Source organism: Paenibacillus xylanexedens, assembly GCF_017874615.1.
Classification (GTDB): domain Bacteria; phylum Bacillota; class Bacilli; order Paenibacillales; family Paenibacillaceae; genus Paenibacillus; species Paenibacillus xylanexedens.
In genome coordinates, this window is the sequence record NZ_JAGIKV010000032.1 from 24,035 (window position 1) to 47,505 (window position 23,471).

The 23,471-nt window shown below is 48.2% G+C and carries 20 protein-coding genes; all 20 read left to right on the top strand.

Annotated elements, in window-relative coordinates; all coding sequences use genetic code 11:
• Window positions 1-37 precede the first annotated feature (37 nt).
• The 20 genes from pth to nadA all read left to right on the top strand — a co-directional run bounded on the left by pth (window position 38) and on the right by nadA (window position 23,459).
• Window positions 38-598: an aminoacyl-tRNA hydrolase gene (gene pth, locus J2Z28_RS27925; RefSeq protein ID WP_036606126.1), complete on the top strand. Its 561-nt coding sequence runs from the start codon at window positions 38-40 to the stop codon at window positions 596-598.
• A gap of 98 nt (window positions 599-696) precedes the next feature.
• A complete protein-coding gene (gene fin / locus J2Z28_RS27930) occupies window positions 697-927 on the top strand; it encodes an anti-sigma-F factor Fin (protein WP_017691368.1) in 231 nt (76 codons plus the stop codon).
• Window positions 928-1,199: 272 nt separating this feature from the next.
• Window positions 1,200-4,727 carry a transcription-repair coupling factor gene (mfd, locus tag J2Z28_RS27935; protein WP_211085366.1) on the top strand — a complete coding sequence of 1,176 codons (3,528 nt, stop codon included), beginning with the start codon at window positions 1,200-1,202 and terminating at the stop codon, window positions 4,725-4,727.
• Entirely contained in the window at window positions 4,711-5,859 is a 1,149-nt protein-coding gene (locus tag J2Z28_RS27940) for a peptidylprolyl isomerase (protein WP_211085367.1), read from the top strand. Before mfd ends, J2Z28_RS27940 begins: the two co-directional genes overlap by 17 nt.
• Before the next feature lie 330 nt (window positions 5,860-6,189).
• Window positions 6,190-6,732, top strand: coding sequence for a stage V sporulation protein T (gene spoVT / locus J2Z28_RS27945; protein WP_017691365.1), 543 nt, complete (start codon window positions 6,190-6,192; stop codon window positions 6,730-6,732).
• Between the two features lie 167 nt (window positions 6,733-6,899).
• The gene (locus J2Z28_RS27950; protein WP_211085368.1) at window positions 6,900-8,648 is read left to right on the top strand and encodes a putative polysaccharide biosynthesis protein; all 1,749 of its coding nucleotides are present in this window, start codon (window positions 6,900-6,902) and stop codon (window positions 8,646-8,648) included.
• Window positions 8,649-8,797: 149 nt separating this feature from the next.
• Window positions 8,798-10,291, top strand: coding sequence for a bifunctional methyltransferase/pyrophosphohydrolase YabN (gene yabN / locus J2Z28_RS27955; RefSeq protein ID WP_211085369.1), 1,494 nt, complete (start codon window positions 8,798-8,800; stop codon window positions 10,289-10,291).
• Window positions 10,292-10,598: 307 nt separating this feature from the next.
• Window positions 10,599-10,871, top strand: coding sequence for an HU family DNA-binding protein (locus tag J2Z28_RS27960; RefSeq protein WP_017691362.1), 273 nt, complete (start codon window positions 10,599-10,601; stop codon window positions 10,869-10,871).
• The gene (locus J2Z28_RS27965; protein ID WP_017691361.1) at window positions 10,871-11,149 is read left to right on the top strand and encodes an RNA-binding S4 domain-containing protein; all 279 of its coding nucleotides are present in this window, start codon (window positions 10,871-10,873) and stop codon (window positions 11,147-11,149) included. Before J2Z28_RS27960 ends, J2Z28_RS27965 begins: the two co-directional genes overlap by 1 nt.
• A 172-nt stretch (window positions 11,150-11,321) precedes the next feature.
• Window positions 11,322-11,606 carry a sporulation protein YabP gene (yabP, locus tag J2Z28_RS27970; protein WP_036606119.1) on the top strand — a complete coding sequence of 95 codons (285 nt, stop codon included), beginning with the start codon at window positions 11,322-11,324 and terminating at the stop codon, window positions 11,604-11,606.
• Window positions 11,603-12,172: a spore cortex biosynthesis protein YabQ gene (gene yabQ, locus J2Z28_RS27975; protein WP_017691359.1), complete on the top strand. Its 570-nt coding sequence runs from the start codon at window positions 11,603-11,605 to the stop codon at window positions 12,170-12,172. The genes yabP and yabQ overlap by 4 nt, the downstream gene beginning before the upstream one ends.
• Before the next feature lie 11 nt (window positions 12,173-12,183).
• On the top strand, window positions 12,184-12,519 hold the full coding sequence (locus J2Z28_RS27980; protein WP_017691358.1) for an FtsB family cell division protein: 336 nt from the start codon (window positions 12,184-12,186) through the stop codon (window positions 12,517-12,519).
• A 198-nt stretch (window positions 12,520-12,717) separates the two neighbouring features.
• Window positions 12,718-13,248 carry a S1 domain-containing RNA-binding protein gene (locus J2Z28_RS27985; RefSeq protein ID WP_017691357.1) on the top strand — a complete coding sequence of 177 codons (531 nt, stop codon included), beginning with the start codon at window positions 12,718-12,720 and terminating at the stop codon, window positions 13,246-13,248.
• A gap of 474 nt (window positions 13,249-13,722) precedes the next feature.
• Complete coding sequence (spoIIE, locus tag J2Z28_RS27990; RefSeq protein ID WP_211085370.1) at window positions 13,723-16,230, top strand: stage II sporulation protein E; 2,508 nt, start codon at window positions 13,723-13,725, stop codon at window positions 16,228-16,230.
• 85 nt (window positions 16,231-16,315) lie between these two features.
• Complete coding sequence (locus J2Z28_RS27995; RefSeq protein ID WP_091018321.1) at window positions 16,316-17,068, top strand: VWA domain-containing protein; 753 nt, start codon at window positions 16,316-16,318, stop codon at window positions 17,066-17,068.
• Window positions 17,052-17,999: a serine/threonine protein kinase gene (locus tag J2Z28_RS28000; RefSeq protein WP_211085371.1), complete on the top strand. Its 948-nt coding sequence runs from the start codon at window positions 17,052-17,054 to the stop codon at window positions 17,997-17,999. Before J2Z28_RS27995 ends, J2Z28_RS28000 begins: the two co-directional genes overlap by 17 nt.
• Window positions 18,000-18,043: 44 nt before the next feature.
• Window positions 18,044-19,483: a tRNA lysidine(34) synthetase TilS gene (gene tilS / locus J2Z28_RS28005; RefSeq protein WP_211085372.1), complete on the top strand. Its 1,440-nt coding sequence runs from the start codon at window positions 18,044-18,046 to the stop codon at window positions 19,481-19,483.
• A 52-nt stretch (window positions 19,484-19,535) separates the two neighbouring features.
• On the top strand, window positions 19,536-20,075 hold the full coding sequence (hpt, locus tag J2Z28_RS28010; RefSeq protein ID WP_017691352.1) for a hypoxanthine phosphoribosyltransferase: 540 nt from the start codon (window positions 19,536-19,538) through the stop codon (window positions 20,073-20,075).
• Window positions 20,076-20,175: 100 nt separating this feature from the next.
• The gene (ftsH, locus tag J2Z28_RS28015) at window positions 20,176-22,221 is read left to right on the top strand and encodes an ATP-dependent zinc metalloprotease FtsH (protein ID WP_100528131.1); all 2,046 of its coding nucleotides are present in this window, start codon (window positions 20,176-20,178) and stop codon (window positions 22,219-22,221) included.
• 299 nt (window positions 22,222-22,520) lie between these two features.
• The gene (gene nadA, locus J2Z28_RS28020; RefSeq protein WP_017691350.1) at window positions 22,521-23,459 is read left to right on the top strand and encodes a quinolinate synthase NadA; all 939 of its coding nucleotides are present in this window, start codon (window positions 22,521-22,523) and stop codon (window positions 23,457-23,459) included.
• Window positions 23,460-23,471 lie beyond the last annotated feature (12 nt).

Genomic DNA, 23,471 nt, shown 5'->3' on the forward strand with positions numbered 1-23,471 from the left:
ATGCCTCACCTCAGGCTAATCCGAAGGAGGGAACAAGATGAAGTGGATTGTCGGACTTGGAAATCCAGGCTCGAACTATGCCAAAACCCGTCATAATATCGGTTTTATGGCACTGGATCGGTTGGCTGATCGTCATAATATCTCCATTACACAGAATAAATGTAAAGCGCTGATTGGAGAAGGCAATATTGGCGGTGTGAAAACCGTACTGATCAAACCAATGACCTATATGAACTTGTCTGGTGAATCGGTTCGAGCATATATGGATTTTTATAAAGTTAGTCTTGAAGATCTGATTGTTGTGTACGACGACATGGATACAGAGATTGGCAAAGTCAGATTGCGTTACCAAGGCAGTGCAGGCGGACATAATGGAATCAAGTCCATTATTCAGCATACCGGTACACAGCAGTTTAACCGCGTACGCATGGGAATATCCCGACCTGAACCAGGACATGCCATTGTTGATTATGTACTGTCGACATTTATGAAGAAAGAAAAAGAAGCACTGGATCAGACCATTGAGCAAACGTGTGATGCCCTGGAGCATAGCTTGACTCATACGTTCGAACAAACAATGGCGAAGTTTAACGGTTAATTTTGTAAGACATACTGGTAAAATGATTATAAAAGACGGGTTCGATTCAGCCATACTGGACATACTGGATGTATAAACCATGTTCAGGAGGCATAAACATGTCAGTGAATTACGTATGTAGGCATTGCCGTACCTTTATTGGACGAATCGATTCTGCCCGGATAACGGAAGTAGAGCTCGGCTTTCATTTCTTGACCCCCGACGAGCGGAGGGATATAATAGCGTATAATTCCGGTGGTGACATTACCGTTCGGATTACATGTGATTACTGTAAGGAAGCCCTGGAGCACAATCCGGAGCTTAGCCTGCTCGCGAGTCCGCTTCAGTAGACATCGCCTGTACAGGATCGAATGACAGTTGAGGGCGGTTGCGTAATAACGCTCCACCTTTTATAGCCTTGGCAGCCTGCTGAGGCTTCTTTTCAGTTGGCATGAAAGCCATCGCTATCTCGAAATCAGGCTCAGCCGCATCAACAGATGTGGCAATGTTGCGAGTAATCCGATATGATGAAACAGGAGAAAAAGGAATTTGTATCCATTTTAATAGTGATGCTACGCGTATGCGTGAGATAATCAAGTAAGTTATAAGAGAGGTGCCCCTTTTGTTACAAGCACTTATACAGGCTTTTTCCAAAGATCCGGACTTCGGGTCCATTACAGCCGGAATCAAGTCCGGCATGAAGGAACAATTGGTTTCGGGTCTATCCGGCTCGGCGCGTCAGATTATGCTGGCTGCCTTGCATCAGGAAATGAACCGACCATTGCTCGTAGTAACACATAATATGTTTTCAGCTCAAAAAATTGCAGAAGATTTACAGGAAGCGCTTTCACCTGATCAGGTGTTGATCTATCCTGCCAACGAGCTTGTCGCTGCGGAAGCTGCTGTTTCCAGCCCGGAAACATTGGGTCAGCGTATTGATGTGTTGGTCCGCTGCGCCCAGGGATTCAGGGGCGTTGTTGTTATTCCTTTTTCCGGGGTAAGACGTTATGTTCCGCTTCCGGAAGTGATGGCCAATGCTCGAATTTTGATTAAACAGGGCAACACACTTCAACTGGACTCCTTCCTGATGGAGATGGTAAAGCTCGGATATGAGCGTGTGGAACGCGTGGAATCTCGTGGAGAGATGAGTGTACGCGGAGGTATCATCGACTTCTATCCGGTTACTTCATCGATCGCATATCGGGTGGAGTTATTTGATGATGAGATCGACTCCATTCGGACATTTGATCCAGCGGATCAGCGTTCGATTGAACGGATTGAAGAAATTACGGTTCTGCCATGCAAGGAGTTAATTGCAGATCGTGAACGTATGGAAAAGGCTGCTGATGCGGCTGCTCTTTTGCTGGAGCAACAGCTGGAGAAAATGACGGACCGGCAGGCGAAGCTGCGTCTTCGTGAAGAAATTCACCGGGAGATCGAGCTTTTGCGGGAACACGTGTATTTCTCCGAAATGTATAAATATATTTCTCCGCTCTATCCGGAGAACAAAACGATCTACGACTATATGCCAGAAGATACCCTGCTGGTTCTTGATGAGCCTGCCAGACTATCGGAGACATCGAAACAGCTGGACCGTGATGAATCGGAGTGGAACCTGCATTTGATGCAAAACGGAAAAACACTTCCGGATCTTCCATTATCCGCAGACGGTGATGAACTCTTGTATGAGCGTCCATTCCAGACGCTGTTTATGTCGATCTTTTTGCGCCAAGTTCCACACACTCAACCACAAAACATTCTGAACTTCATCAGTCGTGGCATGCAGGATTTCCATGGACAGATGAACGTACTGAAGGCAGAGATGGAGCGTTGGCATAAGGCCGGAGTCCAAGTGCTCATGCTGGCGAACGGTGAGGAGCGACTCGAGCGGATGCGCCGGGTACTGATGGACTATGATATTCCAGAGCCAGAGATGATGATCGGTAATTTGCAAACGGGATTTGAAATGCCGTCCATTCATTTGGCTGTCGTGACCGAGGGCGAGATGTTCTCGCAAAAACAGCGTAAAGTACGCAAACCGATTCGGAATGTAGATAATGCTGAACGGATCAAATCCTATAGCGAGCTAAAAGTGGGCGATTATGTCGTTCACCAGAACCACGGGATTGGTAAGTACCTGGGGATCGGCACCCTCGAGGTTGGCGGTATTCATAAGGACTACATGCATATTCTCTATGCGGGTGGAGACAAACTGTCTGTACCTATTGAGCAGATCGATCTGATTCAGAAATATGTTGGTTCCGAAGAGAAAGAACCGAAAATATACAAGCTGGGCGGCAATGAGTGGACACGGGTTAAAAATAAAGTCCGCACATCTGTACAGGATATTGCTGATGATCTGATTAAGCTGTATGCAGAGCGTCAGACCTCCAAAGGGTTTGGATTCGACAAGGATTCTGCGGAGCAGCAGGAGTTTGAGGACATGTTCCCTTACGATGAGACACGTGATCAGGTGCGTGCGATTGAAGAAATCAAAAAGGACATGGAACAAAACCGTCCAATGGATCGTTTATTGTGTGGGGATGTTGGTTACGGCAAAACCGAGGTGGCTATTCGGGCTGCATTTAAAGCAGCTATTGAAGGCAAACAGGTGGCTGTACTCGTGCCAACAACCATTTTGGCACAGCAGCATTTTGAGACGTTCCGTGAGCGCTTCTCCGGTTATCCGTTCAACATTCATGTGCTTAGCCGGTTCCGCTCCCGTAAAGAGCAGAATGAAACAGCCAAAGGCATCAAGGCAGGCACAGTGGATATTGTCATCGGGACGCATCGATTGCTGTCGCAGGACCTGGTGTTCAAGGACCTGGGACTGCTCATTGTTGATGAAGAACAGCGCTTCGGTGTAACCCATAAGGAAAAACTGAAGAAGCTGAAAACCAATGTGGACGTGCTGACGCTGACGGCAACGCCAATTCCGCGTACGCTTCATATGTCCATGCTGGGTGTGCGTGATCTGTCCGTTATCGAGACTCCACCAGAGAATCGTTTCCCGGTGCAGACCTATGTGGTTGAACACAGCCAGGCGCTTGTTCGTGAAGCCATTGAGCGTGAGCTTGCCCGTGGCGGTCAGGTGTATTACCTCTACAACCGTGTTCAGGGAATTCAGGAGATGGCAGCCGAAATTTCTGAGCTTGTACCTGAAGCCAAGGTTGGTGTGGGACATGGTCAGATGTCGGAAACAGAGCTGGAGAAGACGATTCTGGACTTCCTGGATGGTGAATATGACGTGCTTGTGAGCACAAGTATCATCGAGACCGGGGTAGATATTCCGAACGTAAATACACTGATCGTACATGATGCGGATAAAATGGGACTCTCCCAGCTGTATCAGCTGCGCGGACGTGTGGGTCGTTCCAACCGTATTGCGTATGCCTATTTTACGTACCAACGGGATAAAGTGCTTACTGAAGTTGCTGAGAAACGTCTGCAATCAATCAAAGAATTCACCGAACTGGGTTCGGGATTCAAAATCGCCATGCGTGACTTGTCGATTCGTGGTGCGGGAAATCTGCTAGGAGCGGAGCAGCATGGTTTCATCGCTTCCGTCGGGTTTGATCTGTATTCCCAGATGCTTGCGGAGGAGATTAACAAACGCAAAGTTACGATGCTTGGCGAGGAGCCGGTACCTTCAGACCAGTGGAACACAACGCTGGATCTCAGTATCGATGCCTACTTGCCGTCCGATTATATCTATGACAGTATTCAGAAGATTGAGATCTACAAAAAAGTGGCGGTTATTGCATCCTTCGACGATGCGATGGAGTTGGAAGACGAATTGGTTGACCGATTCGGTGATCTTCCGGAAGCCGTCATTAACTTGCTGGCTGTTGCGCGGATGAAAGTATACGGCAAAATCTACGGCATTGAGTCCATTTCCCAACGTGGTGAGGACATTACCGTGAAGTTCTATGAAGGGCGTGAACATGCCTTTGAACTCTCGAAAATCGCGCACATTGGAAATCAGTTCGAAAGACGTGTACAATTTGAACAAGGACCCCATATGCTGATTCACGCTAAAGGCAAGGGGCTTGGGGATAAGCAACTGATGGAGCTGGTAGAGAAAATTCTGGAGTCCATGAAAACTGCTTTTAAATCAAAGGGGGAACTAAAGGATGTTACCAAAGTATAAAAAAGTAGGAAAAGTACTGTCTGTGAGCATGGTTGCAGTACTATCCTTATCACTGCTTGCTGCTTGTGGCAAAAAGGAAGAAGCAAAAACACCTGAATCGACGGATACAAGTGCTGTAGTCGCTACGTATGATGGTGGTACTATTACAGCCAATGAATTCGACATGGAGCAACGTGTCATGAAATTCCTCTATCCGGAGTATGCACAAATGATGGATATGGACGATTTCAAGGAGTATTTGGTGAAACAGGAAGTTGCTTATGAATATCTGAGTGGCAAAGCAACTGAAGAAGCCAAAACAGCAGGTACCAAAGCAGCAACTGAGCAATTCGATAAAATGAAAGCTTCTGTTCAGGCAGATCAATGGACAGAAATGCTCAAAGCTCAGAATCTGACTGATCAGAACATCAAGGATTATATGACTCGGATCATGACAGTAATCAAAGATAAAGAAACAGGCGTTACGGACGATGCAATCAAGGCTGAGTTTGAGAAAAACAAAGATCAGTTCACAACGGCTTCCGTTCGTCACGTGCTGATTAACTTCACAGATCCAAAAACGCAAAAAGAGCGTAAGAAAGAAGATGCACTTAAAATTGCAAAAGAAGTAAAAACCAAGTTGGATGGCGGAGCTGATTTTGCTGAAATTGCAAAAAAATATTCAGAAGATCCAGGTTCTGCTGAAAAGGGTGGACTGTATGAAAATACACCGGTATCCACTTGGGTAGATGCATTCAAGGAAGCTGCAAAAACGTTGCCACTGAACAAAATCAGTGATCCGGTTGAGACGGAGTACGGTTACCACATCATGAAAGTGGAAGCTCGTACTGAAGCGGACTTCACCAAATTGACAGCTGAGCAAAAAGAAAGCCTGAAGAGCCAATTGGCAGCTGCTGAGATCGATACGTTCATGCAAAATGAATTGGACAAAATCGTAAAAGAAGTTAAACTGCCAAAAACAGAAAAAGCTGAAGAAGGTACGACTGAAGGTACTACGGGTACAGGAACTGAAGGAGAGAAAACAACCGAACCAAAAACGGATGACTCCACAGGTACGGATACCAAGACTGACCAAGGTACGACTGGAACAGACAAAGATGCAACTACAGATGAAGGTACAAGCAGCAAGTAAGCTGGTAAAATTGCTGTGTTAGCATACGTTAAGGGTTAAATTCGCCCGAATGAATGCCTTGTACTACGTAAATATGGACAACCATACAGAGAAGCAAGGGGAGGACTTAGGACCTCCTTCTTGCTTCTTCTTTTATATATTCAAGTCGTATGGGTACATGGTCGCCTTCTTCGAAAGTTACACAACTATATTCTCCGAAGCATGTATAAGGAAATGGGAACAGATGAATACTATGGTCAAGATATCACACTAAACGTTCTGGGACTTTCCTCTACCCATTAAGGAACAGTAGTTGAAAAATCTTCTCGAGAAAGTGGGGCAACATGTGAAATGAAAGCTACTGGTATTGTCCGCCGTATAGATGACCTTGGTCGTGTGGTCATTCCAAAAGAAATTCGTCGTACGTTACGTATTCGTGAAGGCGATCCACTGGAGATTTTCGTGGACCGTGATGGAGAAGTTATCCTAAAAAAATATTCGCCTATCAGCGAGCTTGGTGATTTTGCCAAAGAATATGGAGAATCGCTGTATGAGAGTACAGGTCACGTAACGATGATCTCCGACCGGGATACCATTATCACGGTGGCAGGAGGCTCGAAGAAAGAGTATCTGGACAAGCAGGTAGGTCAACTGTTGGAGAGTTGTATGGAAAACAGAAAGACCATTCTGGAAACAAACAATGGTTCTTATGAACTTAGCAAAGATCATGACGAGACGTTATCCTCTTTTGTTATTGCGCCGATTATTTCAGGTGGTGACCCCATCGGAACGGTTATCCTGTTCAATAAGGATGAATCGGTGAAGATGTCTCAGATGGAAGTGAAGATGTCTGAGACGGCTGCTGGTTTCCTTGGCAAGCAAATGGAACAATAGACCGCAGATCAACTCCTGGTGCCCTGTCTTGGGCATACGGGAGTTTTTGCATTTTAAGGGACAACGAAGTTAATCCGGATGATTGTGATGGGGGAGGGTTAGTCTGTGTGCCTTCAGGCAGTTATAATAGCAAGGTATGCTTAAAAGGAATTACGCAGGAGGGACTTATGAAACAGCCGTCTACAGGCTCAAGGCTGCTACAGGGTGCATTTATACTTGGGCTTGCCGCCATTATCTCTAAAATCATTGGTGCTTTTCAGAAGATTCCGCTGCAGAATCTGGGGGGAGACGGTGTATTTGGCATCTACAATACGGTGTATCCGTTATATATGCTCATTGTTACGCTTGCTGCTGCAGGACTGCCGCTGGCCGTATCCAAATTCGTAGCAGAGCAGAATGCACTTGGAAGACCGGACGAGAGCAGAAGGATTATCCGATTATCTTCTGTGCTGCTCGGGGGAATTGGAATTATAATGGCGCTCTTGATGTATGCAGGTGCGCCGCTGATCGCTGACATGATTGGCAACCGCCATGTGGTTCCATCGATTCGTGCAGCTTCATGGGCGTTATTGTTCGTACCGGTGATGACAGGGCTGCGTGGATATTTTCAGGGATTACAACAGATGGTTCCAACAGCGGTATCACAAGTGGTGGAGCAGACGATACGTGTCACCATCATGATTGTTTTGCTTCTGTGGTTGATGAGACGGGATGCTTCGCTTGAGACTATTGCTGCTGGTGCCATGATGGGCTCCGTTGCTGGTGGAATGGTTGGGCTGTTAACCATGTTAGGGTACATGGTCCGTCATCGGCGGAAAGACAGGGAAGCAGTCACCGAACAGTTGAATTCGGAATGGAGCAGTATCAGCGGAGAGGTTGGATCAGATCGTCATGGGCGTCAGGAGAATACACCGGTTACGCCGCTGAAGAAAACGGTGAGTGCTATTAACCCGGCTCTGGCAGAAAGATCACGATCCAATGGGGAGTGGATCAAGACGCTACTCATGTACGCCATTCCCGTCTGTCTCGGGTCGCTGGCTGTGCCACTGATGAATCTGGTGGATACCTTCACCGTGCCCCGATTGCTGCGGGGAGAAGGGCTGGATGAGGTTCAGTCGATGGTTTCCTTCGGCATCTACAACCGTGGATTGCCGTTGGTTCAACTGGTGACGATGCTTGCCACGTCACTGTCTGTGCTCTTTATTCCGGCGATGGCGGAAGCCCGGTTAAAGGGCGGGCCAGAAGCCGTCCGGCAGCAAGCAGGCCTCGCGCTGCGCTGGTTCTGGTTGATCGGCCTGGCGGCATCCGCGGGTCTCGCGGTGCTGGCGGAGCCGATTAACCGCATGCTGTACGGAGATGCCGCAGGCACCGAAGCACTGCGGTACATGGCGCTGACGGCTGCGGGCAGCACCGTCAGCATTATTGCGGCGGCGCTGCTGCAAGGCCTCGGCGCCGTGCGCGCACCCGCGTTCAGCATGCTGGCCGCCGCAGGCGTCAAGGCGCTGCTGAACGTCATGCTTGTGCCGGCGCTGGGCATCAGCGGCGCGGCCCTGGCAGGCGCAGTCGCCTACATGCTGGCGGCTGGCCTGAATGTGGCGCTGCTGGCGCGACTTGTCGCCCTGCGCCCTGCCCCTGGCGCCGTCCTGGCGAAGCCGGCGCTGGTGATCGCCGCCATGAGTCTGGCGGCGGTAGGCACGGCCTGGGCCGCCGAAGCGGTGCTCGGCGGCATGGGTATCGCGGCCGACCGCAGGCTGGCCGCGATGGGCGTGAGCCTGCTGGGCATTGCCGCAGGCTCGGCCGTGTTCTTGCTGGCGGCGGCCCGGACAGGGCTACTGACCGCCGCGGAGCTGGCGGCTGTGCCCAAGTTGGGGCATCGCCTTGCCAAGCTGCTGCGCAGACTGCGTGTGCTGCGCTAGCTTCATGCTCACGGTGCTCCTACACCCAGCACAGCTAATATGCAATTATAGGATATCGAATGATTCTGGTATAATACGTGTAATTAGTCCTGTTCAGGCACGATGAATCATTGAGCCTGGACAGGATAGTCCGGATGGAGGTTTACGTAATGAGTGCAGCTTTAACCGTAGTGGGTCTTGGATCTGGAGATGCAGACCAACTGACCGTAGGTATTATCAAAAAAATGAAACATGCAGCTACGCTGTATGTACGTACCCTGGATCATCCCGTATTGAATGATCTGCAACAAGAGGGGCTGGAGATGACATCATTTGATGCTATCTATGAGGCGAAGTCCTCCTTCCCCGAAGTATATGATGAGATCGCGAATCAACTGATAGAAGCCGCTCGCAAGGGTGAGGCCGGAACCGAGATTGTGTATGCTGTACCCGGTCATCCGATGGTGGCAGAAGCAAGTGTACGCCTGCTCAAAGAACGTTGTCCGCAGATGGGCATTTCACTGCGTGTTATGGGCGGAGAGAGCTTCCTGGACGAAGCCTTTATCCGGCTTGGATTCGACCCAATTGAAGGTTTTCAACTCCTGGATGCCAGCAGCCTGAACACAGAACTGGTACAACCACAGCTACATACGTTGATCGGACAAGTCTACGATGTGTTCACTGCTTCGGATGTGAAGCTATGCCTGATGGAGGTATACCCGGATGATTATCCGGTATTTGTGGGTCACGCGTTGGGTGTACAGGGCCAGGAGGTTATTCACAAGATTCCATTGCACGAACTGGACCGGATCGAAGGGTACGGCAATCTGTCACTGATCTATGTGCCGAAGAACACTGATGATGCCCTGCGTCGCAGATCCTTTGCGCGTTTGCATGAGATCGTCAATATTCTTCGTAGTCCGGGCGGCTGTCCATGGGATCAGGAGCAGACACATCAAACCATTCGCAAAAACCTGATTGAAGAGACCTATGAGGTCATTGAGACGATCGATGAGGATGACCCCGACCATATGAAAGAAGAGCTGGGTGATTTGCTGCTGCAGATTTTATTGCACTCCCAGATGGAAGAAGAAGTGGGCACATTTAATGTGTATGATGTCATCGAAGGTTTGAATGATAAGCTGATCTTCCGCCATCCACACGTTTTTGGCGATAATCAGGCAGAAGATGCGAATGAAGCTCTTCAGAACTGGGAACAGATGAAAGCAGAGGAGAAGAAGCGCAAAGGCCAGGACCAGCAGAAGGTTTCCGTGCTGGATGGTATACCGCGTGACTTGCCTGCGTTGATGAAGGGATACAAGTTACAGAAGAAAGCAGCCAAAGTAGGCTTTGACTGGGATGATGTTGAGGGTGTGTTTGCCAAGATCGAGGAAGAACTGGCGGAGTTGAAAGAAGCGGTGCAACAAGGCCAGTCTGCGGAAGAACGGAAGCTCGAACTGGGTGATTTATTATTCGCAGCCGCGAACGTTGCAAGATTCATCGATACGGACCCGGAAGAGGCGCTTGCTGCGACCAACCGCAAGTTCGTCGGGCGGTTCCAGTACATCGAGGAGCGTTTACGTGAACAGGGAAGAACACCAGCAGATAGCAATGTAGAAGAGATGGAGCAATTCTGGCAGGATGCGAAGAAGGCAGGATTATAACGGGTTCAATTTTCTGGAAAATACCGATAAACCTTATTCCATCATGATATGCAGTATGTTATGATATACGAACATGTGTTCAGCTGTATTGACTGGGGTTGGTGTTTAACGACGGATGGTTTCGGGTACTGGTCTTAGACTGTTCCCTGCGGACCATCGACAAAAAGCTAAAAAAAGTCGCGGACCAAGGCAGGATTTCAGATGCCAAGCCAGAATACATGTGTAGTGACCTAACGCGAACCAGCGACAATCGATGTATTGTCAGGGATCGCAGATACTTTTTTTTCAATTTGGGAGGCTTTTAAAAATGAACAAAACAGATCTGATTAACAACATTTCAACCAAAAGTGGTTTGACTAAAAAAGACGTTGAGTCCGTATTGAACGGCTTTTTGGGAGAAATTACAGATGCACTTGCCAGCGGAGACAAAGTACAATTGATCGGCTTTGGCACTTTTGAGACCCGCAAACGTTCCGGTCGTACCGGACGTAACCCACAAACAGGGAATGAAATCGTGATTCCTGAGTCCACTGTTCCTGCATTCAAAGCAGGCAACAAACTTAAAGAAGCCGTAAAATAATGCGTCTTGATAAATTCCTGAAGGTCTCCCGGCTAATCAAACGCCGCACTGTGGCCAAGGACGTCTCTGAACAGGGACGTGTTCTGGTGAACGGACGTGAAGCAAAGCCCAGCGCCGCTGTCAAAGTGGGCGATGAGCTGACGGTTCAGTTCGGTCAGAAACTGGTCACCGTGAGGGTGGAACGAATTGCCGAGAGTACCAAGAAGGATGAGGCGAGCAGCCTCTACACCTTGGTGAAGGAAGAGCCGATCGCCAAGGATAACGGGATGAACTGGTAACAGTACATCTGGTATTGAATATTCATTCAATGCAAGTTGAATCGAAACGTCCTCCTGTAACAGGGAAGGGCGTTTTTGTTTTTACTGGATGCCGGGTTATTTGTTCAACAACGCTGGTTCTATTCCAACCTCCACATCCATAAGCTAGGTGTAAGAAGGAGGGGTACATGCCATGGTTGAGCACGGTAAGGCCAAACAGCATCATCTGAGCATGCAGAATCGGAAACTGCTGGATCTGACGGGTGTCTCCAACGTGGAGAGCTTCGACAGTGAGGAATTTTTGCTGCAGACTGAACTTGGGCATCTGACCATCCGGGGGCACAATTTACATATCAAAAACCTGAGCCTGGAGGAAGGTCTGTTATCCATTGAAGGCACAGTCAGTTCGCTCCAATATCTGGACCCCGGTTCCCAGTCCAAAAACGGTAAAGGCCTGTTTGGCAAGATGTTCCGATGAGTCCGGATACTCAATGGATCACATTGATGTGGATGCTTACTTCGGGGGTCGTGATGGGGATGGCCTACGACAGTTACCGGGTACTGTCCGGACAGCTGCGGTTTCCGAGGTGGAGTATTCACACACTCGATCTGTTGTACTGGGTTGCTTCCGCGCTGTTCGTTTTTCGGATGCTATACGCCGGAAACCACGGACAGTTGCGGTTTTATGTCTTTTTGGGGCTGATTATAGGGGTTTGCTTCTATTTTTGGCTTTTAAGTGTTACTACCCAGCGTTTTGTGGTAATGTTAATTAAACTCGCAAGAACGCTGATTCATTGGTGTGGACATATCCTTAACATCCTGATCGTTATGCCGGCTAAAGGAATTTATAAGTTAATTCGCGTATTATTCGGTTTTGTAATTGCGATACTATTATTCCTGGGCAGGCTGGTGCTGCAATGTTTGGTACCTTTCGGCAAGTTGTTCCGCTGGATGTTTAGGCCTCTCCTGAAACATTGGGTAACGCCACGCTTCATGATCCGTGTGGGTACAAGAATTGCAGCGATGTGGAAACGCTGGTTTTAAGGAGGTCCGTAATGGGTAAAACACCTGTGGGCAGATCAAAGGCTCCAACTAACCAAGGAAAATCTGCCGGTGCAAAAAGGCGCCTCATGCTTTGGATGACGTTTATGATTGTATTTGTAATATGGGCAGGATATACATTCCTTGTGCAGACTGCACAAATTTCGGACAAGAGTTCTCATCTGGCCACTCAGCAAGCTTCAAAGGAAGATACGTTGAAGAAGCTGGAACAGTTGAAGTACGAGGTCAGCCGGTTGAATGACCCTGAATACATAGGACAGCTGGCACGGAAAAAAGGATATTATCTTCCTGAGGAAACGCCGATCCAGGTTGAAGAGTCAGGGAACTGATGGAATTCGGTCCATTACCGAGCTAGATTTGTTATCCGTGTGTCTGAAGTCGTTAAACCGGAAAAAATAGGCTCTCTGATGGGGTAGTGTTCAGTTGACCTTGGTTTACGGCATAATGTATAATTACATTAGCGCAGCATTGATTTTGGCATTCAAAAAATCGGGTTGTATATTTTTAAGGGAGGATCATTTTATTCTATGGCAATTGAAGTGGGCACCAAGTTAGAGGGCAAGGTGACAGGAATCACGCATTTTGGAGCATTTGTGGATCTGTCAGGAGGTGTCACGGGTCTCGTTCACATCTCGGAAATCGCCGACAATTACGTCAAAGATGTCAACGACCACCTGAAGCTGAATGACCTCGTTACAGTGAAGGTTATCAACGTTGACAAGGATGGCAAGATCGGACTTTCCATTAAGCAAGCTGTTGACAAACCGGTTGAGCAACAAACACAATCCAGACCCCCGAGAGCTCCTAGACCGGAACGCAGTGGAGGAGATCGCGAACGATTCAGCGGCGGAGGCCCTAGTGGTGGCCAAGGTCGTGGTGGCGGCGGCGGTGGATTTAACCGTGGTGACCGCGGAGGCCGTTCTTTCAAGCCCGCAGCAGGCAAACCTTCATTTGAGGATAAAATGTCACGCTTCCTGAAAGATAGTGAAGAGCGGATCTCTTCGCTTAAGAAGAACACAGAAGGCAAACGCGGAGGCCGTGGAGCCAAGCGTGTGTAATCTGTCACAACCTGATCTAAACATATAAGTAAAGCCGTTAGCCCATGGGCTAACGGTTTTTTTTGCGTTTCTTTCACATATGAGCAGGTGAATAGCTTTTTTTGTAAGGTGAAGCTCCATATCCCCAGTTTTTCTGCACGGCAAAATGGAACCATAAGAACATTTGTCGTCTACCATTTTTTACCGACAGGTTTCCGTGGCATTCCACAGTTATCCTGCTCAAATGATGGCGAGACCAAACCATCTCCGGTTCAAAATCAGACATTCCGATTGTCGGAATCAAGTAGGAGAATGAATGAAACCACAATAAGGCCGGGGGTTTCGCTCCACCGCGCCAAGCTTGTTTCTTTTGTCGTAAACTTTTTGGACCCTGCTCACCTATTCTGACAAACTACGTCTTCTAATCTATCTATAATCAGAACCATCGAGAACGAAACACGAAAATTCAAATTAATCGAATGGGGTGCCTTGAGGATGATGGAAAAGTGGAATGTCATTCAATTTCCGGGAATGAAAGCAGGTAAAGGAGGTACGGAAGCTCGGGAGGAGCTGTCGGTACGTCTGAAACAATGGCTTGGCTCCCGCAAGGCTGTCCAGATGGTTGCTTCCCGAAAATGGGTACTGCTGCTCACGTTTATGGGATTTCTGCTCGGAAAGGCGATGATCCTGAATGAGTTATCTCCCTTTGCCATTGCTTACTTCGCCGTAATTGCTTTCATGCGCAGGGATTACATCATTCCAGTAGGCGCCGCGCTACTCGCAGGTAGTCTCTTTGCACCGTTTCCAGTACCACTCATTGTTGCATCGGAGATCGCCATCTTTTATCTGCTCTTCCGCGGTCTGGAGTCATATGATCGTGCTGAATTATCTTATGCACCGACGATGGTGTTTACCACTACATTTATGGTCAAATTATTCGCGGTCGTGATTGGACCATCCTTCAGCTGGTACGCCATGCTGATGCTCACGATGGATTCGATATTAAGCTTCGTGCTCACCCTTGTTTTTATACAAGCCATACCGATCTTCACCTATCGCAAAAAAAAGTTCAGCCTAAAGAACGAGGAGATCCTCTGCCTGATCATATTGCTCGCTTCAGTTATGACGGGAGCAGTAGGGTGGACCATTCAGTCTTTATCCGTCGAGCATATGCTCTCCCGTTATCTCATATTAATCTTTGCGCTGGTGGGCGGAGCCCCCCTCGGAGCCTCAGTTGGGGTCATTACCGGCTTGATTCTTAGTCTGGCTGACATGTCAGCGGTGTATCAGATGAGCCTGCTTGCTTTTGCCGGGATGCTGGCGGGTATGCTTCGAGAGGGCAAACGTGCGGCAGTCGCACTGGGTATGCTGCTTGGGTCATCCATTCTTTCGATATACCTGGGCGGACCGGGCGATGTGATGAACTCATTATGGGAGACATGTGCAGCTATCGTTCTGTTCATGTTGACACCTAAGGGCATGTTGACGGCGATATCCAAATATGTGCCGGGTACGCAGGATCACACGAAGTCCCAGCATGAGTATGCCAAACGGATACGAGATGTCACGGCAGAGCGGGTAACCCGGTTCTCGCAGGTATTCCGTCAACTGTCACGCAGTTTCGATCAGATGTCAGGGGCGGGCGAACAAGTACAGAAAGAAGGTGGAATGGACCATTTCATGAATGCGGTTGCCGAGAGCACATGTGCAAGCTGCTTCAAGCGTACACAATGCTGGGATGCAAAGTTTATTCAAACCTACAAATATATGACGGACGTAATGAGTACGATTGAAGGAAACCCGGAGATCTCAGGCAAGCAGATACCAGTGGACTGGAACAGGGTGTGTGCGAAACCGGAAGAGGTCCTTGAAGTCATGCGTGCCCAGTATGGACTGCATCAACATAACATGCAATGGAAGCGTCAAATTATTGATAGCAGGCAGCTGGTTGCCGAGCAATTGTCCGGTGTATCCCAGGTCATGGAGGACCTGGCCAAAGAAATTCAGCGGGAAAGTGAGGAGATGGTGCAACAGGAGGAGCAGATTCGTGATGCACTGGAGTCACTGGGCCTGTCCATTCATTCCATTGAGATTATCAATCTGGAAGCGGGCCATGTGGAGATTGAGATTGTACATGCGTATACACGGGGATTTGATGAGTGCCGGAAAATGATTGCTCCGCTGATCTCGGATGTATTGGACGAGCATATCGCCGTCTTGCATGAGACCATGACCGACCCTCGTCAGGGACTCGCGACTGTAACGTTTGGCTCGGCCAAAACCTTCGAGGTTACCACGGGTGTTGCTGCCGCCGCAAAAGGGGGAGATGTGATGTCAGGCGACAGCTTCAGTACGGTTGAGTTAGGCAACGGTACATTCGCGGTGGCGCTCAGTGATGGAATGGGCAATGGAGAACGAGCACGGATGGAGAGCAGCGCGGCGCTGAACATACTGGAACAGTTGCTACAGTCCGGCATGGACGAGAAACTGGCGATCAAGTCCGTGAACTCCGTTCTGATGCTGCGCTCCCCTGAGGAGATGTATGCCACAGTGGATATGGCGCTGATCGATGAATATACGGCAGAGACAACGTTTATGAAAATCGGATCGACGCCAAGTTTTATCAAACGAGGACAGGAGGTTATTCAAGTTTCAGCCAGTAATTTGCCGATCGGTATTATTAAGGATATTGAAGTGGATCTGGTGACGGTACAGCTGCAACCAGGTGATATTCTCATTATGATGACGGATGGCATCTATGATGCACCGGGGTATGCGGTGAACAAAGAGCTCTGGATGAAGCGCCTCATTCAAGAGATTGATACAGATGATCCGCAAGATTTGGCCGATTGTCTGCTTGAAAGTGTCATAAGATATCAGCAACATGAAATTTTGGATGATATGACCGTCGTTGTTGGAAAAGTAGAGCATTTCCGTCCTGAATGGGCCACACTGCGTGTGCCTGGCATCAACCGGATGGAGCGTCCGCGCACCGTCAGTTAATTGCATAATCTTCTGTTTGAAGTCTCTTCATTCTGGCAATGCTAGTCATAGAGTTGGAGAGTAACGAATAACGGAGGGATATCGGATGAAGCAAATCTTGTTGATCACCGACGGTTGTTCCAATGTAGGACCAAGTCCGGTGCTGGCAGCGGCCGAAGCGCAGGAAGAGGGGATTACGGTTAATGTGGTTGGTGTGATTGATTATGGAACCATTGGTGAGCTGGGCAGCCGGGAGATCGAGGATATTGCCAGAGCCGGAGGTGGAATCAGCCAAATTGTAGGTACACGGCAGCTTGCCCATACCATGCAGATGATGACAAGGAAAACGGTGGTTCAGACCATTCAGCAGGCGGTTAATAGAGAGTTAACACAAATTTTGGGAGAGAAGGAGCCCAAAACGGTAACGGATCTGGAGCCTGCACAACGCGCCCGGGTCGTGGAAGTGATGGATGATATGGCTGAAACTACAGCCTTACAGGTTATATTGTTAATAGACGTCAGTGCCAGCATGAAGCCCAAACTGGCTGCGGTAGAAGAAGGCATTCGCGATTTAATGTTGAGTTTGCAGGCGCGTATAGGTCAGAGCAAGCTTTCCGTATTTCATTTTCCGGGACGGCACAGTGGAGAAGATGCGGTAATGGATATTGACTGGACAACAGATCCAGGCCGTGTTCGGTCCCTGTTTGGACGTTTGCAGATGAAGGGTGCAACGCCGACAGGTCCTGCAATTCAGAAGGTGATTGATTTTTACCGTTATGGTACACTGGAGAAACAGCAGGAAATAGAAGGGAACTATCGCATTGAAAGAGAAGGGATGCTCGGTGACAACGTTGTCTGACGCCTCTTTCCCGCCAGGAACAGTGGTTACAGGGAAATGGAATCGCAGTCGTTACACGATTCGGAAGCTACTGGGCAAAGGAGCTAATGGCATCGTTTTTCTTGTCCAACGGGGTGAAAATGGCAAACACTACGCGCTAAAAATGGGATTTGATCCGGTTGATCTGCAATCGGAAGTCAATGTACTCAAATCTTTTCAACTACAGCGTAATCATGAGGCCCTTCGGCAGAGCGGCATTCCTTCCTATCTTAAAGATGTGGATGATTATGCCGTTCGCGGCCGGGATATTCCCTTTTATGTGATGCGTTACGTTAGAGGTGAGGCACTTCATCACTTCATTCGGCGTCAGGGGACAGACTGGACACTTCTGGTGGGACTTAGACTCTTGCAGAAGCTGGCACAATTGCATCAGGCGGGATGGGTGTTTGGTGATCTCAAACCTCAGAATGTGTTAGTATCCGACTATGGGCAGGTGGAATTGATCGACTACGGCGGAGTTACGTCGATTGGTCGAAGCGTCAAACAGTTCACCGAATGGTATGATCGGGGCTTCTGGAATGCAGGCAGTCGTACGGCAGATGGTACCTATGATGTATTTGCATTTGCATTATTATTGATTCATGTACTTGAAGCAGACGCGCTCAAGGCACTGGCAGCCGAAGGATTACCGCAACTGCGAAGTGTGAATCAGCTCGTAGCGCTGGTGGAGCGCAGTGAACGACTGGGTCCTTTTCGCAACTGGACGATTCAGGCTTTACGAGGTCAGTTTCGTGATGCAGGCCATGCGGCACAAGGATGGAAGGAAATGATGGCACGCCCCACGCCTCTTCGCCGTCGTTCCAAAAGTACAACACCGCGCTGGCTTAAGAACGCATTCGCTGTATCTGTGATATTACTTATTGGAGTGCTCATCTATGCACTACTTTTCTGATCTGTGAGAGTGCATATACATAACGCAAGGAATGAGGAACAGGTATGGAGGCTTTACGCTGGAGCATGCTGGTGAAGAACGTGCTGGATGCAGCGGAAGAGCATCGGTTATGGGTTCCCGGGGATCGGATTGTCGTCGCAGTATCGGGCGGGCCGGACTCGGTAGCTTTTTTGCATATCATGCACGAGATCAGCATGCGGCATGTCCCGCTTGAATTAATCTGTGCCCATGTACATCATGGCTTCCGGACTGAATCTGATGACGAAGCGGAGAAAATGATGGTACTGGCACAGCAGCTTGGTATTACATTTGAATGGACCAAGGCCGATGTACCTTCATATATGGAGCTGACGGGTCAAGGACCACAGGAAGCGGCACGCAACAAGCGATATGCTTTTCTGCACGAAGTAGCTACCAAATATAATGCGGCAAGCATTGCTTTGGCACATCATGCGGATGATCAGGCGGAGACGGTCATGCTTCATTTGCTTCGTGGAACCGGCTTGTCGGGACTCTCAGGAATGAAGTTTAAAAGACGAGAAAAAAATGTGGAACTTATTCGTCCATGCCTTCGTATAAACAAGACAGACCTTGTAGAAGCTTGTAATACCCAGGGTTTTATGTATTTCAATGATGAGAGCAACGCCCTGCGTAAATATCGGCGTAATGCCATTCGCTTGGATGTGCTTCCTTTTTTGGGGCAGTATAATGGACAACTCACGCCGTCATTGAATCGGCTTGCCGAAATTGTGGGTGATGAAGACGATTTCATGGAGCAGAGTGCATATGACACATACAGGTGTCTAGTGCAGGTGAACGGCGGAAGGCAAACCTTTGAGGTGCCTTCCTTCTTGAAGTTACATGTCGCTTTACAACGAAGGTTGATTAAACTAATATTGAATTATCTGCCTTTGGACAGTGATTTTGTCGACTTTACCCGTATAGAAACCATTCGGCACAAGGTCATGGAGACCCATGTGACGACCTGGAGCCTGGATATAGGACAGACACTCGCCTGCACTCGGGAGTATAATCTGATTTCTTTTGGCATACGGACGGACGTACAGGATCAATCTTACGAGTATCGTCTTGCGCAATGGAGTGGAACTTATGAGCTTTCACTCACCCCAATTAACCGGTATATTCGGTTGATGACGGTGAGTCCCGAGGACTATCATGTACCGGAATCGGCGGATCAAGCCGCGTTTGATGCGGATCAACTGCTTATGCCGCTGGTTGTGCGTTCACGGTTACCTGGAGATACCATGAAAGTGATGGGATTAAACGGAAGCAAAAAGGTGAAAAATATTTTCATCGATGAGAAAATCCCCCCATCTGTCCGTCCACGTATTCCTGTGGTATGTGATGGAGCAGGTCATATCATCTGGTTACCGGGTGTTCGACGGTCCAATGTGGCCCCTGTCAGGGAGGGCACTTCCGCAATCCTGTACATGACTGTAGGCGATTCAGCGATTCAGGGGTAGTGGTTATGGTTCAGGTAAGGCTTTCATAGTATAACTTAGGAGGTTCGCACAGTTGCAGAACGACATTCAGGAAGTATTGATCAGTGAAGAAGAAATTCAGAGTAAAGTCAAGGAATTAGGCGCAACACTAAGTGCCGAATATGCAAATCGCAATCCTTTGGTCATTTGTGTGCTCAAGGGTGCGTTTATATTTATGGCTGATTTGGTTAAAAACATAACGGTACCTGTTGAAATGGATTTTATGGCGGTATCCAGTTACGGCGCTTCTACCAAGTCATCAGGTGTTGTCAAAATCATTAAGGATCTGGATGTATCCGTTGAAGGACGGGAAGTTCTGATTGTCGAAGATATTATCGACAGCGGACTTACACTCAGCTACCTGATTGAACTGCTAGAAAACCGCGGTGCTGAGTCGGTGCGTGTGGTTACGCTGTTCGACAAGCCTTCAGGCCGTAAAGTTGAGTTGGAAGCTCATTACACAGGCTTTGACATTCCTGACGCGTTCATCGTTGGTTACGGTTTGGATTTTGCGGAGAAGTACCGGAACCTGCCCTATATCGGGATTTTGAAGCCGGAAGTCTATAGTAGCTAATATCCTGCCCGACCCAAGCCTTGAGCTGTTCTTGGCTTCTGTTGAGAAGCCATGTCGGGCTATGTTAAAATAATTAAAGTGTCTCGAGAGGAGGTAGGGGATGAATCGGTTCATCCGGAATTCTGGTTTTTATTTGATTCTTTTTTTAGTTGTGGTGGGGATAGTCCAGTTCGTCAGCAATGGCGGCGAAGCCACCGATAATCCTAGATATGATCAGTTGCGTGCAGCGATCAAAGCCAACAATGTCTCTGAATTGACGGTTCAATTCAACGGTCAAACGTATCTCGTGACCGGTCAATACAAGAAGGCACCTGATGGCGCCAAATCAGAAAATTTCTCAACGTATATTCCTCCTACGGATGAGGCAATTAGTGAGCTTGTAGCTGCAAGTGAAACTAACAATTTCCAATATCATCAGGAGCCAATGAAAGGTGACAGCATCTGGTTGACGTTGCTGACTTCCTTTATTCCTTTGATCATTATGTTCCTGCTGTTCTTCTTCCTGTTTAATCAGGCTCAAGGCGGCGGCGGTAAAGTAATGAACTTTGGTAAAAGCCGTGCTCGTCTCTACAATGAAGAGAAGAAGCGGGTTACATTTGAAGATGTTGCGGGTGCTGACGAAGAGAAACAGGAACTTGTTGAGGTTGTAGACTTCCTCAAGGACCCTCGTAAATTCGCAGCAGTAGGTGCAAGGATTCCTAAGGGCGTATTGCTCGTAGGCCCTCCAGGTACCGGTAAAACATTGCTCGCTCGTGCCGTAGCCGGTGAAGCGGGTGTACCATTCTTCACGATTTCAGGTTCCGACTTCGTTGAAATGTTCGTCGGTGTCGGTGCATCACGTGTACGTGATTTGTTTGAAAATGCGAAGAAAAATGCCCCATGTATCATCTTTATCGATGAGATTGATGCTGTAGGACGTCAGCGTGGTGCTGGTCTCGGTGGTGGTCACGATGAACGTGAACAGACACTCAACCAGTTGCTCGTTGAGATGGACGGATTCGGAGTTAACGAAGGTATTATCATCATAGCCGCAACGAACCGTGCAGATATTTTGGACCCTGCCTTGCTGCGTCCTGGACGTTTTGACCGTCAAATTACGGTTGACCGCCCTGATGTAAGAGGTCGTGAAGCTGTCCTGAAAGTACATTCCCGTAATAAACCACTGACCAACGATGTGAAGATGGATATTATCGCGAAACGTACAACAGGCTTCTCCGGTGCAGATTTGGAAAATCTCTTGAACGAAGCGGCGCTGATTGCAGCACGTCGTAACCGTAAAGATATTTCCATGAAAGAAGTCGACGAAGCGATTGACCGTGTTATTGTTGGTACGGAGAAGAAAAGCCGTGTCATCAGTGATCGCGAGAAACGCATTGTTGCTTATCATGAAGCAGGTCATACCATTGTAGGATACTTCCTGGAACATGCCGATATGGTACATAAAGTGACCATCATTCCGCGCGGACGTGCGGGTGGATATGTAATCATGTTACCTAAAGAAGACCGTATGCTGGTTACCAAAAACGAGTTGCTTGATAAAGTAACCGGCCTTCTCGGAGGTCGTGTAGCTGAAGAATTGTTCATCGGAGAAATTGGTACTGGTGCATACAGTGACTTCCAGCAAGCGACAGGTATTGTTCGCAGCATGGTTATGGAATACGGTATGAGTGAGAAATTGGGACCTATGCAATTCGGAAGTTCACAAGGACAGGTATTCCTTGGTCGGGATATCGGTCATGAACAGAATTACTCGGATTCCATTGCTTACGAGATTGATCAGGAAATGCAACGCTTTATCAATGACTGTTATGAGAAGTGTAAGGACTTGCTTGTTAAACATTCAAAAGAGATGCACCTGATCGCTCAAACTTTGCTTGAGGTTGAGACTTTGGAAATGGATCAGATCAAGCAATTGATCGAAACAGGTTCTTTGACTCCAAAAGCAGAGAATGACAATGATGGTGAAGGCACACCAACTGAAGGCGGAGAGCCAATCATCGACACCATCGGTGATGTGCGTGTTCGTATTCAAGGTAAAGATGAAACGCCTGAGCCACCAGCCGGAGATATTCCAAACGAAGCTCCGAATCTGGAAAAGGGTAATAACAATAACCCGGATGATGGCGGAACGAAGCCAACGTCTTAATGCACAATACATCTGGCTATGATAGCAGGTGAAATCAAGAGAGCCCTCGGGGCTCTCTTTTTTTATCCATTATTTTAAATAAGGATAGATAAAGATAAACGGGAGTTAGATGGCGAACTAGTTAGCAAACAGGTGATTACAGCGCTGTTCCGGGCCTTTTTCATTTATTGACAGAGTCGTGAACGTTGTGTAAATTAGTTGTTAAACCGCTTGTGATTCGTTTCTCAAGCGAAGATAACGACTTAGGTTAGCCCACGAAACAGCGCATGACGCTGTCCCGATAAAGGAGAGGATCACAGGTGGAAGCTCTGGCTTTAGAGCGCAAGGCTGAGATGAACCGCGAGCTGCGTGAGCGGCTTATGGAGTTGAAGAAGGAACGTAATGCCATTATTCTTGCCCATTATTATCAACGTGACGAAGTACAGGAGGTTGCCGACTTCCGTGGAGATTCGTTTCTGTTAGCCCAGAAGGCAGCACAAACAGATGCGGATGTGATCGTTTTCTGTGGTGTTCATTTTATGGGTGAAAGCGCTAAAATTCTGGCGCCAAATAAAACAGTTATTATCCCGGACGAACGTGCGGGCTGCCCAATGGCAGATATGGTGAATGTGGATGGACTACGCAAATTGAAAGCACAACATCCTAATGCCAAGGTAGTTACTTATATTAATTCCTCGGCTGAGATCAAAGCAGAGACTGACATCTGCTGTACTTCAGCGAATGCGGTACGGGTTATTCAATCGGTGGATTCCGACGAAATTATCTGGGTACCGGATAAAAACCTGGGACATTATGTGCAGCAGCATACAGACAAGAAAATGATTATCTGGGAAGGCTACTGCAACACTCACGATATGCTTACAGTCAAAGATGTGGTAGAGATGAGAGCCAAGCATCCAAATGCAGAGTTCGTTGTCCATCCAGAGTGTCGCCCTGAGGTTGTAGAAATGGGTGATTTTGTAGGCAGCACAACAGCCATTCTGGAGTATTGCAAAAATTCATCAGCGAAGGAATTTATCGTAGGTACCGAAGATGGTACAGGATATCAGCTTCGTCTGGATAGTCCGGATAAACAGTTCCACTTTGCTACCAAGTTCCTCGTATGTCCCAACATGAAGGTGAACAACTTGAAGAAACTGGTGAAATGCCTGGAAACGATGAAGCCGCAAATCTACGTGCCACCGGCCGTTGCTGACAAAGCCAGAGAATCACTAGAGCGCATGTTGTTGGTAAAGTAGGATGCGCTACTC